This window comes from Serratia sp. JSRIV001 (assembly GCF_019968745.1).
GTDB lineage: Bacteria > Pseudomonadota > Gammaproteobacteria > Enterobacterales > Enterobacteriaceae > Chania > Chania fonticola_B.
In genome coordinates this window covers 793806-808323 of record NZ_CP074147.1, presented here as the reverse complement: position 1 = coordinate 808323, position 14518 = coordinate 793806, and the positions used below count along the sequence as shown (strand labels likewise).

General features: G+C 54.7%; 12 protein-coding genes. 2 read left to right on the top strand and 10 right to left on the bottom strand.

Annotation, left to right across the window (positions count from 1 at the left end):
• Positions 1-3: 3 nt before the first annotated feature.
• Both ileS and ribF read right to left on the bottom strand, forming a co-directional pair.
• Positions 4-2820: an isoleucine--tRNA ligase gene (gene ileS / locus KGP17_RS03605; RefSeq protein WP_223498869.1), complete on the bottom strand. Its 2817-nt coding sequence runs from the start codon at positions 2818-2820 to the stop codon at positions 4-6.
• A 30-nt stretch (positions 2821-2850) separates the two neighbouring features.
• Positions 2851-3789: a bifunctional riboflavin kinase/FAD synthetase gene (gene ribF / locus KGP17_RS03600; protein WP_024483575.1), complete on the bottom strand. Its 939-nt coding sequence runs from the start codon at positions 3787-3789 to the stop codon at positions 2851-2853.
• A gap of 435 nt (positions 3790-4224) precedes the next feature.
• On the opposite strand from ribF, the gene rpsT reads away from it, so the two are divergent.
• On the top strand, positions 4225-4488 hold the full coding sequence (gene rpsT, locus KGP17_RS03595) for a 30S ribosomal protein S20 (RefSeq protein WP_024527210.1): 264 nt from the start codon (positions 4225-4227) through the stop codon (positions 4486-4488).
• A gap of 66 nt (positions 4489-4554) precedes the next feature.
• On the opposite strand, the gene nhaR is transcribed toward rpsT, so the two are convergent.
• The 5 genes from nhaR to KGP17_RS03570 form a co-directional block, all read right to left on the bottom strand.
• The gene (gene nhaR, locus KGP17_RS03590) at positions 4555-5454 is read right to left on the bottom strand and encodes a transcriptional activator NhaR (RefSeq protein ID WP_021179255.1); all 900 of its coding nucleotides are present in this window, start codon (positions 5452-5454) and stop codon (positions 4555-4557) included.
• A 179-nt stretch (positions 5455-5633) separates the two neighbouring features.
• The gene (gene nhaA, locus KGP17_RS03585; RefSeq protein ID WP_059199710.1) at positions 5634-6800 is read right to left on the bottom strand and encodes a Na+/H+ antiporter NhaA; all 1167 of its coding nucleotides are present in this window, start codon (positions 6798-6800) and stop codon (positions 5634-5636) included.
• A gap of 279 nt (positions 6801-7079) precedes the next feature.
• The gene (dnaJ, locus tag KGP17_RS03580) at positions 7080-8210 is read right to left on the bottom strand and encodes a molecular chaperone DnaJ (RefSeq protein ID WP_021179253.1); all 1131 of its coding nucleotides are present in this window, start codon (positions 8208-8210) and stop codon (positions 7080-7082) included.
• 105 nt (positions 8211-8315) lie between these two features.
• Positions 8316-10232: a molecular chaperone DnaK gene (dnaK, locus tag KGP17_RS03575; protein ID WP_021179252.1), complete on the bottom strand. Its 1917-nt coding sequence runs from the start codon at positions 10230-10232 to the stop codon at positions 8316-8318.
• 91 nt (positions 10233-10323) lie between these two features.
• Positions 10324-10494 (bottom strand): hypothetical protein, encoded by a 171-nt coding sequence (locus KGP17_RS03570; protein WP_155621700.1) that lies wholly within the window; start codon positions 10492-10494, stop codon positions 10324-10326.
• Between the two features lie 61 nt (positions 10495-10555).
• Between KGP17_RS03570 and satP the strand changes: the two genes are divergently transcribed.
• Positions 10556-11155 (top strand): acetate uptake transporter, encoded by a 600-nt coding sequence (gene satP / locus KGP17_RS03565; protein ID WP_039995478.1) that lies wholly within the window; start codon positions 10556-10558, stop codon positions 11153-11155.
• 71 nt (positions 11156-11226) lie between these two features.
• Here the strand turns inward: satP and KGP17_RS03560 are convergent, their stop codons facing one another.
• From KGP17_RS03560 to tal, 3 genes are all read right to left on the bottom strand, one after another.
• Entirely contained in the window at positions 11227-12519 is a 1293-nt protein-coding gene (locus KGP17_RS03560; RefSeq protein WP_121608662.1) for an MFS transporter, read from the bottom strand.
• 128 nt (positions 12520-12647) lie between these two features.
• Positions 12648-13235, bottom strand: coding sequence for a molybdopterin adenylyltransferase (mog, locus tag KGP17_RS03555; RefSeq protein ID WP_024483581.1), 588 nt, complete (start codon positions 13233-13235; stop codon positions 12648-12650).
• Between the two features lie 137 nt (positions 13236-13372).
• Positions 13373-14326, bottom strand: a complete 954-nt coding sequence (gene tal, locus KGP17_RS03550; protein ID WP_024483582.1) for a transaldolase — start codon at positions 14324-14326, stop codon at positions 13373-13375.
• Positions 14327-14518 lie beyond the last annotated feature (192 nt).

The window sequence follows — 14518 nt, the reverse complement described above, 5'->3', positions numbered from 1 at the left end:
ATCTCAGGCAAAGTTACGTTTTTCGCCGTCACCGGCTACGTTAGTCACACAGCGGCCGCAAAGTTCTGCGTGCTCCGCTACCTGGCCGACATCGGTGGTGTAATGCCAGCAGCGCGGGCACTTCTCACCATCCGCTTTGCTGAACGCAATTTTCAGCCCTTTCAACAGTTCACTTTGCTGCGCATCGGCAGGAGCATCGGCAAACGGTGCTACGCTGGCCGAAGAGGTCAGCAACACAAAGCGCAGTTCGTCCTGCAGGCTGTTCAGGCGTGCTGCCAGATCGCTATCGGCGTACAGCGTAACCGCCGCCTCCAACGAACCGCCAATGTGCTTGTCCGCACGCGCCTGTTCCAGCACCTTGTTCACTTCACCACGCACTTTCAGCAGATCGGCCCAGAACGCATCGTTCATGCCTTCGCCTGCCGCTAGACCAAACAGACCGTCATACCACTCTTCGGTAAACACGTACTGCGCGCGTTTGCCTGGCAGGAAGGCCCAGATTTCATCGGCGGTAAACGACATGATCGGTGCCATCCAACGTACCAGCGCTTCTGCAATGTGGAACAGAGCAGTCTGGCAGCTGCGGCGGGCAACGCTGTCGCTTTTCGCGGTGTACTGACGGTCTTTAATGATATCCAGATAGAAGGAACCCATTTCTACCGAGCAGAACTGCATCAGGCGCTGCACCACTTCGTGGAAATCGTAGTTGGCATAGGCCTGCTCGATATCCTGCTGTGCGGCCATTGCACGGCCCACAGCCCAGCGATCCAGTACCACCATATCTTCCGGTGCCACGCAGTCAGTGCTTGGATCAAACCCGTTGAGGTTGGCCAGCAGGAAACGCGCGGTATTACGGATGCGGCGATAAGAATCGGCAGCACGCTTGAGAATTTCGTCGGAAACCGCAATCTCGCCGGTGTAGTCGGTAGAAGCGACCCACAGGCGCAGAATGTCGCCACCCAGCTTGTTCATCACGTCCTGCGGGCTGACGGTGTTGCCGATTGACTTGGACATTTTGCGGCCCTGACCATCGACGGTAAAGCCGTGGGTCAGCACTTCTTTGTAAGGTGCCTTACCCTTCATGGCGGTCGAAATCATCAGCGATGACATGAACCAGCCACGATGTTGGTCGGAACCTTCCAGATACATGTCGGCAGAGTGGCCGTTGAATTCTGGGCGCACGTCAACCACGGAAGAATGGGTTGAACCCGAGTCAAACCAAACGTCCAGCGTATCTGGCACTTTCACATAATCGGCCGCTTCGGCACCGAGGATATCGGCAGCGTCCAGATCCCACCAGGCCTGGATCCCGTCTTGCTCAACACGCTTGGCCACTTCTTCCATCAGCTCTACGCTGCGTGGGTGAAGCTGCTCGGTGTCTTTATGCACGAACAGGGACATTGGAACGCCCCAGGTACGCTGACGTGAGATACACCAGTCTGGACGGTTAGCCACCATGGTTTCGATACGCGCCTGGCCCCAATCCGGGATCCACTGCACGCCTTTGATCTCTTCCAGTGACTGCTTGCGCAGCCCCTTTTGATCCATGCTGATAAACCATTGCGGCGTGGCACGGAAAATGATCGGCGTTTTGTGGCGCCAGCAGCACGGGTAGCTGTGTTGCAGTTTTTCCACGTGCAGCAGAGCGCCTTTCTCACGCAGCAGCTCAACGATCAGATCGTTGGCCTTGAACACGAATTTACCATCCAGCGTTGGATAGGTGCCGGTCAGGTAGCAGCCGTTCGGACCAACCGGGTTGGCAACTTCCAGGCCGTATTTCTGGCCGATGATGAAGTCATCCGGGCCGTGACCAGGAGCGGTATGTACGGCACCGGTACCGGCATCCAGCGTAACGTGATCGCCCAGGATCGCCGGCACGTCAAAGCCCATAAACGGATGGGTAAAGCGCATCAGTTCCAGATCGCTGCCCTTGCAGCTGCCCAGCACTTCCCAATGGGTAATGCCTGCACGCTTCATCACGCTTTCTACCAGGTCCGCTGCCAGGATCAGGCATTGACCTTCAACCTGTACCAGATGGTAGCTGAACTCTGCATTCAGCGAGATCGCACGGTTGGCAGGCAGCGTCCACGGTGTGGTCGTCCAGATCACCAGTGACACCGGGCCATTCACGTTGGTTACACCAAACTTGCTGGCCACCGCCGCCGCATCAACCGCATGGAACGCGACGTCGATGGATGGCGAGGTTTTGTCGTAATATTCAACTTCTGCTTCCGCCAAGGAAGAACCGCAGTCCGTACACCAGTGCACCGGCTTGGCGCCTTTGAGCAGATGACCATTACTGATGATCTTGCCCAACGCACGGATGATGTTGGCTTCGGTTTTAAAATTCATGGTCAGGTACGGATGATCCCAGTCGCCCAGCACCCCCAGACGGATAAAGTCTTTCTTCTGGCCTTCTACCTGCTCGGCAGCATATTCACGGCATTTCTGGCGGAACTCTGCCGGTGTCAGTTTCTCACCCGGTTTGCCATACAGTTGCTCAACCTTCAGTTCGATAGGCAGACCGTGGCAGTCCCAGCCTGGAACATAAGGCGAATCAAAGCCAGCCATCCCTTTTGACTTGATAATAATGTCTTTGAGGATCTTGTTTACCGAGTGACCAATGTGAATGCTGCCATTCGCATACGGAGGGCCGTCATGCAGAATGAAGGATTTCTTGCCCTTTTTGGCGGCACGAATGATCCCGTACAGATCCTGTTCATACCAACGTGCGAGCATGCCAGGTTCACGCTTGGCGAGATCGCCACGCATCGGGAACCCTGTTTCCGGCAAGTTCAGGGTATTCTTGTAGTCACTCATTAGATTCTCGATCTCGTTTCGGTTCGTAGATTAAGCCGGTGTCTGTAGCCCGAAGAACGTCCGGGCCGTCACCACATCATTGGCGATTTGCTGCTTTAGCGCATCGAGCGAAGCAAAACGCTGTTCATTGCGCAATTTTGCGCGCAGCACCACATCAAGGTGGCGCCCGTAAAGATCCATGGTTACATCCAGCAGATGCACTTCCAACTGCTGACGTACACCTGCCACCGTTGGGCGAGTGCCAATATTGGCCACGCCCGGCAAAGGCTCGGGGCCAAGGCCATAAACATCGACGGCATATACCCCTTTCACCGGGGCAACCAGGCGTTTGAGCGGCAGGTTGGCGGTTGGGAAACCAATGGTTCGCCCCAGTTCATCGCCATGCACTACGCGCCCGGAAATACTGTAAGGATGCCCCAGCAGGGTTTCTGCCAGCGGCAAATCATCATCACGCAACGCATTGCGGATGGCGGTGCTGCTGATACGCAGATCGCCTTCACGGAAGCTTGGCGTGCTGACCACCTCAAAGCCGAATTCTTGCCCGGCAAGCTCTAACAGCGGGAAATCCCCCTGGCGACCAGCACCAAAGCGGAAATCATCCCCCACCATCAGGAATTTTACCCCCAGCTTTTCGACCAGCAGCTCGGCAACGAATGCCTGAGCGGTATGGGCGGCAAAGCGGGGATCAAACTTGACGCACAACAGGTAATCAACCCCGGCCTGCGCCAGGTATTTGGCTTTGTCACGCAAGCGCGTGAGGCGGGCCGGAGCCTTATCCGCGGCAAACAGTTCCAGCGGCTGCGGCTCAAAGATCATGACGATGACCGGTAACCCCAGACGCCGTCCTTCCTGCTTCAACTGCCCCAATAGCGCCTTATGACCGCGATGGACGCCGTCAAAATTGCCGATGGTGAGCACACAGCCACGGTGGCGTGCCCGGATATTATGGATGCCGCGAATTAGCTGCATAGCTGGCCCAACACAGTGGAAATCGGCGGATTATACCTTGTACAGCGGTCAAGGTTAACCCGCGATTGGTTCCTTTGATGTAATAGTCATACCATACCGGAGGATAATCGCCTTAACCACCGTTTATCTGGCCCAATGCGTGCTATATTAGCGCGCTGATAGCGAGCTTGGCTTCTGGCCGACGCTTGAAAGACGGGGGATAACCCACCAGGACCAACAGCTTGCAGACTGTGATGCAAATCACATGGCGATTTTTCTCGTGAAACACTGTATTCCCATGGCTGAAGCTGGTAAAATCCTGCGCCATCACAACGTAGCAAGTGCCGCCCGTACAAACGGCGCTTATTTGCACAAATCCATTGACAAACGAAGGCTAAAAGGGCATATTCCTCGGCCTTTGAATTGTCCTCAATATATATATTTGGGAGTTGGACCTTGGCTAATATCAAATCAGCTAAGAAACGCGCCATACAGTCTGAGAAACGTCGCAAGCATAACGCTAGCCGTCGCTCAATGGTGCGTACCTTCATTAAGAAGGTTGACGCAGCTATCGCAGCTGGCGACAAAGACGCAGCACAAAAAGCATTCCTCGTAATGCAACCACTTGTGGATCGCCAGGCAGCTAAAGGCCTGATCCACAAAAACAAAGCAGCGCGTCATAAGTCAAACCTGACGGCGCGTATCAACGCAATGCAATAAGCATTACGTTGTGTGCTTGTTAAAAAAACCGGCTTCGGCCGGTTTTTTTACGCCTGGCGTTCAAGCCTACAGCGCGAACAGCGCCGAGAAGTCCTTGTTGCATACCCGCTGTACCGCCGGATGCTGGATCATTCGCTCGGCAAAAATGATGTAATACTCTTCCTGCACGCTATCGACACGGCCGATCTCCACCACGTCATCATCGCTATAGGTATCCAGCGCATACAGCGTTGGCGCCACGAAGATCGCATTGTGGTACAGGCCGAAAGCCTTCATCAGGGCTGCATCGTCAAACTCCCCCAGTATCTCAACCTTGATACCTTGCGTGTTGAACCAGTTAAGCAGCTTGCGCCCCAGCATTGAACGCCTTCCCGGGATCAACAAGCGGCGCTGTTCCAGACAGGCCGGAAACGGTAAATCGGGTATCGGCTGACGACAGAAGAAGCTGACCCCACACTCCCCCAGCTTAAGCGAAAACAAGCCTTCCTGCTGGCTGGAGTCGACCGGGCAATCCGACAGGATCATATCCAGTTTATGCTGGCTCAGTTGCTCAAGCAGCATCTCATGGGTTGATTCAAAACAGCGCAGGTGGATTTGCTCATTGTCCACTACCACCGCAGTTTCCAACACCTGGCTGACCAGACGTTTGGATAGCGCATCCGCGACGCCCACGTCAAACAGCAGGTTGGACTCCTTGCGGTAGTTGACGATATCCAGCATTTCCTGGCTGAGCATAAACATCTTGTCGGCATAGCGGAACACCAGTTGGCCTAGCTCGGAGGGGACCAGCCCACGCCCCTGGCGTTTGAACAGCTTACCGTTGAGCCGTTCTTCCAGTGCCTTGATTTGGCCGGTGATGGTCTGGGGCGTGAGGAACAGGGCTTCCGCCGCTCCCACGACCGACCCCTCCTTGCAGACCTGCCAGAAGTAATACAGATGGTTAAAGTTGATGTGAGACATTCTCAAAACGTTCTCTCCTTAGGTTTCTCATCGGCAAACGGTCTGCCGTGATGAGCGACAAACTCCCTATCGTTAATTTCGGACAACGCAAAGTTATCTTTAATCCCAAGTGCAGCGTGGCTGACGAAGCCACGCTGCCGCTACTATTGTAATAGCCCTTCAGCAACGAGGGGTAAACACAAAGGTCATCGGCTGCGGGGCAAACTCAAACGCAGCAGGCCGTAACCCACTACCGCAGCGCTGGTCGATCCCAATAGTATGCCTAATTTGGCATAGGTACTGAGAGCCACATCCGCCTCGGCGAAGGCCAATGAGGCAATAAAAATCGACATGGTGAAACCAATACCACAGAGCACGGCCACGGCAAACACTTGTTTAAAGCCGATATCCTGCGGCAAACGGGCAATCCCCAGTTTCACCGCCAGCCAGCAGAAGACGAAAATCCCCAGCGGCTTGCCGATAAACAGCCCGGCAGCAATCCCCAGCGGCAACAGTGAAGTCAACCCGCTCAAGGACACCCCTTGCAACGAGACACCCGCGTTGGCAAAGGCAAACAGCGGCAGGATCAGGAAGGCGACCCATGGGTGCAGCTCATGCTCCAGGGTTTCGGAGGGCGAAGGCTCACTCTTGGCGTTCAGCGGGATCATAAAGCCGACAATCACCCCTGCCAACGTAGCGTGAACACCCGACTTGAGGATCGCAACCCACAGCACCAATCCGACCATCATATACAGCGAGGTTTTACCCACTCCCCGCCAGTTCATTAGCGCCAATACCACGATCGCCGCAGCCGCAACGCCCAGCGCCACCATCGAGACCTGATGGGTGTAGAACAACGCGATAATGATGATGACCCCAAGGTCATCGATAATCGCCAAGGCCAGCAAGAATACTTTCAGGCTGGTCGGCACCCGGTTGCCCAGTAAGGCCATCACGCCCAAGGCAAAGGCAATATCCGTTGCCGCCGGGATCGCCCAACCCTGGCGGGTTACTTCATCGGCACCGTTGAACAGCAGATAGATCAGCGCCGGAGCCAGCATGCCGCCTAACGCGGCAATCGCCGGGAAGATGGCCTTCTCACGCCCAGCCAGGGAACCTTGCAGCAGTTCACGTTTGACTTCAAGCCCCACCACCAGGAAAAAGATGGCCATTAAACCGTCGTTAATCCACAGCAGCAGCGGTTTGGCAATGTCCAGCGAGGCGATGCTGACCGCCACGGGTAAGTTAAGGAAGGCCTGATACAGCCCCTGTACGGGGGTATTAGCCATGATCAAAGCCACCACGGCGGCAGCGATCAGAATAATGCCCCCAGCGGCTTCTTGACGCAGAAATTGACGAATAATAGTAGTCACAGTAAGTCGCTCCAAAATGCCCGTCGTCTTTCAAGCTGCGACTCGAAATCCATAGGGCATAGATAATGGGGGCAAAGCGCCCCGGTTTCCAGACAATGAAACGAGTATAGTCGAGGAATCACCTCGAAAAAATCAGTTTATAAATGCAAAACAACTCGTAAAAACCGAATTATTCGCGCTATATATCACACTTTTAATAGGGACTTTCATACAGCAAAGATAAAAAAACCCCGGTTTGCTTAAACCGGGGTTTGACGATTGATGCGCGGAGAACGTTGATTAACGAGTCAGGTCGTCAAAAAACTTTTTCACGCCGTCGAAGAAGCTTTTCGAACGCGGGCTGTTTTTATCCCCAGAAGGACCACCCAGGCTCTCTTCCAGCTCTTTGAGCAGTTGCTTCTGCTTCTCGTTCAGACTCACCGGCGTTTCTACCACCACGCGGCACAGCAGGTCACCCTGGCTGCCACCCCGTACCGATTTCACCCCTTTGCCACGCATGCGGAACAGTTTGCCGGTCTGAGTTTCCGCCGGGACTTTCAGCTTGACGCGGCCATCCAGCGTTGGCACTTCAATCTCGCCACCCAAGGCAGCCATAGCAAAGTTGATCGGCACTTCGCAGTAGAGATTATTGCCTTCACGTTCAAAGATCGGGTGAGCACTCACCTGAACCTGAACGTACAGATCGCCTGCTGGCGCGCCGTGTTCGCCAGCTTCACCTTCACCCGCCAGGCGGATGCGGTCGCCAGTATCTACGCCCGCCGGGATTTTCACCGACAGGGTTTTGGATTTCTCTACGCGACCATGGCCGTGACATTTGTTGCACGGATCCTTGATGATCTGACCACGCCCGTGGCAGTGCGGACAAGCCTGCTGCACGGTGAAGAACCCTTGGCGCATCTGCACCTGACCCTGACCATGACAGGTCGGACAGGTTGCCGGCGAACTGCCCGGCTTGGCACCGTTGCCATGGCAGACATCACACTCTTCCAGCGTTGGAATACGGATCTCTTTGGTCACGCCACGCACGGCTTCTTCGAGCGTCAGATCCATGTTGTAACGCAAATCGGATCCACGGCTGGCACGTTGACGGCGTCCGCCGCCAAAGATATCGCCAAACACGTCGCCAAAGATATCGCTGAAGTCGGCACCGCCGCCACCAAAGCCACCACCACCGCCCATACCACCTTGCTCAAAGGCCGCATGGCCGTATTGATCGTAGGCAGCACGTTTTTGATCGTCGGTCAGGACCTCGTAGGCTTCCTTGACCTCTTTAAACTGGCTTTCGGCGTCTTTTTCCTGATTACGATCAGGGTGATACTTCATCGCCAGGCGCTTATACGCCTTTTTGATTTCGCGCTCGTCTGCCGTCTTGGCTACGCCGAGCACCTCGTAATAATCTCTCTTCGCCATTATTTCTCTTACCCTTAACATGCGTGCACGGGCGTAGAGTTGCCTCGACGCCCGTGCTGGTTTCCGGTTACGGCCTGTGGCCGCACCGTGCCCGCTTAAGGGCGATTATTTTTTGTCTTTAACTTCTTCAAACTCGGCGTCAACCACGTCGTCGTCTTTCTGCGCCGCGTTGTCTGCACCGGCATCAGCACCCTGTGCCTGCTGCGCTTGCGCCTGGGCCATTTCCATCAGCTTGCCGGAAACCTGCACCAGAGCCTGGGTTTTCGCTTCGATTTCGGCTTTATCTTCGCCTTTCACCGCCGCTTCCAGATCTTTCAGCGCGCTCTCGATAGCGGTTTTGTCTTCAGCTGGCAATTGCTCACCCGCTTCTTCCAACTGCTTACGGGTACCGTGGATCAGGTGATCTGCCTGGTTACGAGTTTGCACCAGTTCTTCGAACTTACGGTCAGCTTCAGCGTTCACTTCGGCATCGCGTACCATTTTCTGGATTTCTTCTTCGTTCAGACCAGAAGACGCCTTGATGGTGATCTTCTGCTCACGGCCGGTGTTCTTGTCTTTCGCAGACACGTGCAGAATACCGTCGGCATCGATATCGAAGGTGACTTCGATCTGTGCCATACCGCGTGGTGCCGGCTGGATGCCGTCCAGGTTGAACTGGCCCAGTGACTTGTTGTCATTGGCACGTTTACGCTCCCCCTGCAGCACATGGATGGTCACCGCTGCCTGATTGTCTTCGGCAGTAGAGAACACCTGGCTGTGCTTGGTCGGGATAGTGGTGTTTTTGGTGATCAGCGGCGTCATCACGCTGCCCATGGTTTCGATACCCAGTGACAGTGGGGTAACGTCCAGCAGCAATACGTCTTTCACATCACCGGCCAACACACCGCCCTGAACCGCAGCACCAACGGCTACCGCTTCGTCCGGGTTAACGTCTTTACGTGGTTCTTTACCGAAGAAATCAGCAACTTTCTTCTGAACCATAGGCATACGGGTCTGGCCACCGACCAGGATCACGTCCTGAATGTCAGAAACCGACAGGCCTGCATCTTTCAGTGCCACTTTCAGCGGCTCGATAGAGCGAGCAACCAGATCTTCTACCAGCGACTCGAGTTTTGCACGGGTCACTTTGATGTTCATGTGTTTTGGACCGCTGCCATCTGCAGTGATGTACGGCAGGTTGACGTCGGTCTGCTGAGCGGAGGACAGCTCGATCTTGGCTTTTTCAGCGGCTTCTTTCAGACGCTGCATCGCCAACGGATCGTTGCGCAGATCCATGCCCTGCTCTTTCTTGAACTCTTCCACCAGATAGTTGATCAGGCGGCTGTCGAAGTCTTCACCACCCAGGTGGGTATCACCGTTGGTCGCCAGAACTTCAAAGGTTTTTTCACCGTCAACGTCGTCGATCTCAATGATTGAGATATCGAAAGTACCACCACCCAGGTCATAAACCGCGATGGTACGGTTGCCCACTTCTTTGTCCAGGCCATAAGCCAGGGCCGCAGCAGTAGGTTCGTTGATGATACGTTTCACTTCCAGACCTGCGATACGGCCAGCATCTTTGGTCGCCTGACGCTGAGCATCGTTGAAGTAGGCAGGAACGGTGATAACCGCTTCAGTTACCGGCTCACCCAGGTAATCTTCCGCCGTTTTCTTCATTTTCTTCAGGACTTCCGCAGAGATCTGCGGTGGTGCCATTCTCTGGCCCTTCACTTCCAGCCAGGCGTCACCGTTATCGGCAGCAACGATGCTGTAAGGCATGATAGCCTTGTCACGCTGTGCTTCTTCATCCTGGAAGCGACGGCCAATCAGGCGCTTGATCGCAAACAGGGTGTTCTGTGGGTTAGTAACAGCCTGACGCTTAGCAGGCTGGCCAACCAGAATTTCACCATCCTGGGTATATGCGATGATTGAAGGAGTGGTGCGATCGCCTTCGGCATTCTCCAGCACGCGCGCCTTGCCACCATCCATAATTGCTACACAAGAGTTGGTTGTACCCAGGTCGATACCAATAATTTTGCCCATCTAAACATCTCCACTAATAAATTCATAATCGGTCAGGTTGCTAACTATATGCGGGCGTTTTTTTGCTTTTCAACTGCCCGGCATCTCAGTGTTACCCGCGGTCAGCAACTGCGGTTGCCAATAAGATGGGGCCATCCACACCAGCATCAAGGGGCAGGACAAAAAAAATTTCGTTTTTATCCGCAGCCAGATCATTGTTTCCTGGCGTGGGGATCATTATGATGCCGCGCGCTCTGATGGAAGTTATGGGTTTTTCGGCCATTCAGACCAATTATTAAATTACCTATCCATTTTCGTTACAATTCTGTTATCGCAGAGGACATATGCACTCCAACAAGTTGGCAAATCCCGGCCCCCTGGGTCTGATGGGCTTCGGGATGACTACCGTCTTGCTGAACCTGCACAACGCGGGCTTTTTCCCACTGACTTCCGTCATCATCAGTATGGGGATTTTCTTCGGTGGCATGGCTCAGATTTTTGCCGGTATTCTTGAGTTCAAGAAAGGCAACACCTTCGGCTTGACCGCCTTCACCTCTTACGGCTGCTTCTGGCTGAGCCTGGTAGGCATCCTGCTGCTGCCACGCATGGGCCTGGCAGAACCGACCGACGCGAACGTCCTCGGCATCTACCTTGCACTGTGGGGCGTCTTCACCCTGTTCATGTTCTTCGGCACGCTGCGTACCAACCGTGGGTTGCAGTTTGTGTTTGCCAGCCTGACCGTGCTGTTCGCACTGCTGGCCGTCGGCAACATTACCGGTAACCACGCGATCCTGACGTTCGCCGGTTACGAAGGCATTATCTGTGGTGCCAGCGCGATCTATCTGGCAATGGCAGAGGTGATCAACGAACAGTTGGGCCGCACCGTACTGCCAATCGGCCCGGTGGAAGCTCAGCAGGCAACACCCGCTGCTGTTACCGCATAAATCCGTACTAACGTGATATAAAAAAACCCTGCGGTGTTTAATCGCAGGGTTTTTTATTGGGCGAAAATCGCTTAGTTCAAGAGCGGTTTTTCACTGTTCAGGTCGCGACGCAGGTAGATCCCCAGTAATAGGCCGAGCGTCGATAATGCCAGCATATAGTAAGCGGGCGCTAACGGGGTTAACTTCATGATCAGCGTGACAAATACCGGGGTTAAACCACCAAAAATCGCGTATGCCACGTTGTAGGAGAACGAAATCCCGCTAAATCGCACTTCCGCCGGGAAAGCCCGCACCAACACGTAAGGCACCGCGCCGACAATCCCCACGCTGAAGCCAACCAGCGCGTAGGTGGCAAACAGCATTTCTGGATGTGTTGCCACCGACTGATAGAACAGCCAACTGCACCCTGCCAACAGCACACTGCCGACGATAAAGGTTTTGCTGGCGCCAAAGCGGTCCGCCGCCGAACCAGAGACGATACAGCCAGCAAACAGCATGATGATGGCGATGCTGTTGGCCTGCAATGACAGCGCCGGGGCTATGGCAAACTGTTTTTGCAGGTAGGTTGGCGTCATCAGGATCACCACCACAATGCCTGCCGACAACAGCCAGGTCAGCAGCATCGAGACCGCGATCTCTTTGCGGTGATTCATCACCACCGATTTCAGCGGCAGCTCTTCTGCCAGCGCCTTACGCGCCTGCATCTCGATAAAGATTGGGGTTTCCTGCAACCAGCGGCGCAGATACATGGCGAACAGACCAAAGATACCGCCCAGGAAGAACGGAATACGCCAGCCACCGTCATGAATGGCCTGTTGGCTGAGCGTGGTATTGATGATGGTGGCCACCAGCGAGCCGAGCAGGATACCGGCCGTCAGGCCAGCGGTGAGCGTGCCACAGGCAAAACCAACGCGTTTGCGCGGCACATGCTCCGCCACAAATACCCAGGCACCAGGGACTTCACCCCCGATCGCCGCGCCTTGCAGAACCCGCATCAACAGCAGCAGCAACGGTGCGGCGATGCCGATACTGGCGTAGGTGGGCAGCATCCCCATCGCCAGCGTCGGTAACGCCATCAGCAGGATGCTCAGGCTGAACATCTTTTTACGGCCCACCAGATCGCCGAAGTGCGCCATGATAATGCCGCCCAATGGCCGAGCCAGGTAGCCCGCAGCAAAGATACCAAAGGTCTGCACCTGGCGCAGCCACTCAGGCATATCCGCCGGGAAGAACAGGTCGCCCATTACCGCAGCAAAGAAAACAAAAATGATGAAATCATAAAACTCCAACGCACCGCCCAGAGCAGCCAACGTCAGAGTCTTATAATCTTGCCGGTTGAGCCGGCGATTATTATCGTGATGCATAAGATACCGTTAGAGGAAACAGGAAAGACACAGAAAGCATAATGGCTAACTGTAAAAAGTTTCTTACTATAACGGCAAAATACTTTCACACCAGATGCGCTGAAGGTTATCCCGCAGATTGCTGAAATTTAGAGATTTATCTCGCGCCGCGCATTCTTGGGACGAAATGCTGCTACCACGGCCTCGTGGGTCTCTACATAGGGGCCTTCGAGCAGTTGGATGCAATAAGGCACGCTGGCAAAAATACCGTGCACCACCACCTTGCCTGCCTCGTCCTTCACCCCTTCCAGCGTTTCTTTAATCGATTTGGGTTGCCCCGGCAGGTTGATGATCAACGCCTGTTTACGGATCGCCCCAACCTGACGTGAAAGAATTGCCGTTGGCACATAGTGTAGGCTGATTTGGCGCATTTGCTCGCCAAAACCCGGCATGACCCGATCGGCAATTGCCAGGGTAGCATCGGGAGTCACGTCACGCCGGGACGGGCCGGTGCCGCCGGTAGTCAACACCAGATGGCAGCCCATTTCATCAACCAGCTCACACAGGGTATGCTCAATCAGCGTCTGCTCGTCGGGGATCAGCCGGGTTTCCAGGGTGAACGGCGTCGCCAAAGCGCTGCCCAACCACTCTTCCAGCGCCGGGATCCCTTTATCCTGATAAACGCCCCCTGAAGCGCGGTCCGAAATAGAAACCAAACCAATGCGTAATGTATCCATGTTTTACCTCTGTTTTATGCCCCGGTTACCCAAGGGAGATTCATCACGGGAGTATAGGGTGTTTGCTCAATGAGGTGGATATTCAGGTATAAAAAAAGGTGGCCGAGGCCACCTTCTGCGCTGATTGATTGCCGCTGTTACAGCAGATCGGCGATCATTTTTTCCAGCTTGCCCTGGTCTACGGCAAACTTGCGGATACCGTCGGTCAGTTTCTCAACCGCCATTGGATCCTGGTTGTGCTGCCAGTAGAACTCAGGCTCGGTCAGCGGTGCCGGACGCGCTTTCACTTCGCCGGTATAAGACAGTTTACGCTCCAGTGCGCCTTCGCTCTCTGCCAGCTCTTTCAGCAGTGCAGGTGCGATGGTCAGACGATCGCAGCCCGCCAGTTCGATGATTTCACCGACGTTACGGAAGCTGGCACCCATCACCACGGTTTCATAGCCGTGCTGCTTGTAATACTGATAAATTTCAGACACTGAAACCACGCCCGGATCTTCGTGCGGAGCGAACTCTTTCTTGTCGCCATTGGCTTTGTACCAGTCAAGAATACGGCCAACGAACGGCGAGATCAGGTACACGCCAGCTTCGGCGCAGGCACGCGCCTGAGCGAAGGAGAACAGCAGCGTCAGGTTACAGTTGATGCCTTCTTTTTCCAGGCGCTCGGCGGCACGGATGCCCTGCCAGGTGGAGGCCAGTTTGATCAGGATGCGATCGTTGCTGATGCCCGCTTCGTTATACAGTTTGATCAGGCGCTTGGCTTTGGCAACGCTGGCTTCGGTATCATAAGACAGACGCGCGTCCACTTCGGTGGAAATGCGGCCCGGGACCAGTTTCAGGATCTCCAGACCAATGTTGACGGCCAGCTTGTCTGCGGCATCGGCAACCTGCTGATCGCGATCGCTGCTCTGCTCACGTGCCCAGGCAATGGCTTCATCGATCAGTTTGCGGTATTCAGGAATTTGCGCTGCATTGAGGATCAGCGAAGGGTTGGTGGTGGCATCTTGCGGTTGATATAGCTTCATTGCAGCGATATCACCCGTATCCGCAACTACCGTAGTCAGCTGGCGTAGGGACGTTAATTTATCGGTCATGTTGGCATTATCTCATCGTTTGTGCATGAACTTTTGGCATCGTTCAACCATGCCTTGTCCTGATAATAACATGCACGTAGCCCGGCGCAAGGCAGGAAAATCACGCGCTGGCGGCGGTTGTTTTATCCTTGTGCGAGCAACCGGTTACGCACCGATAATTCGCCATTACCGAAGCAATGCCACGGCATTAAC

Excerpts from the sequence above, each read along its gene's own strand:
- ileS (WP_223498869.1), bottom strand. The coding sequence starts at position 2,820 with ATGAGTGACTACAAGAATACCCTGAACTTGCCGGAAACAGGGTTCCCG.
- ribF (WP_024483575.1), bottom strand. The coding sequence starts at position 3,789 with ATGCAGCTAATTCGCGGCATCCATAATATCCGGGCACGCCACCGTGGC.
- dnaJ (WP_021179253.1), bottom strand. The coding sequence starts at position 8,210 with ATGGCGAAGAGAGATTATTACGAGGTGCTCGGCGTAGCCAAGACGGCA.
- dnaK (WP_021179252.1), bottom strand. The coding sequence starts at position 10,232 with ATGGGCAAAATTATTGGTATCGACCTGGGTACAACCAACTCTTGTGTA.
- KGP17_RS03570 (WP_155621700.1), bottom strand. The coding sequence starts at position 10,494 with ATGGCCGAAAAACCCATAACTTCCATCAGAGCGCGCGGCATCATAATG.
- satP (WP_039995478.1), top strand. The coding sequence starts at position 10,556 with ATGCACTCCAACAAGTTGGCAAATCCCGGCCCCCTGGGTCTGATGGGC.
- KGP17_RS03560 (WP_121608662.1), bottom strand. The coding sequence starts at position 12,519 with ATGCATCACGATAATAATCGCCGGCTCAACCGGCAAGATTATAAGACT.
- mog (WP_024483581.1), bottom strand. The coding sequence starts at position 13,235 with ATGGATACATTACGCATTGGTTTGGTTTCTATTTCGGACCGCGCTTCA.
- tal (WP_024483582.1), bottom strand. The coding sequence starts at position 14,326 with ATGACCGATAAATTAACGTCCCTACGCCAGCTGACTACGGTAGTTGCG.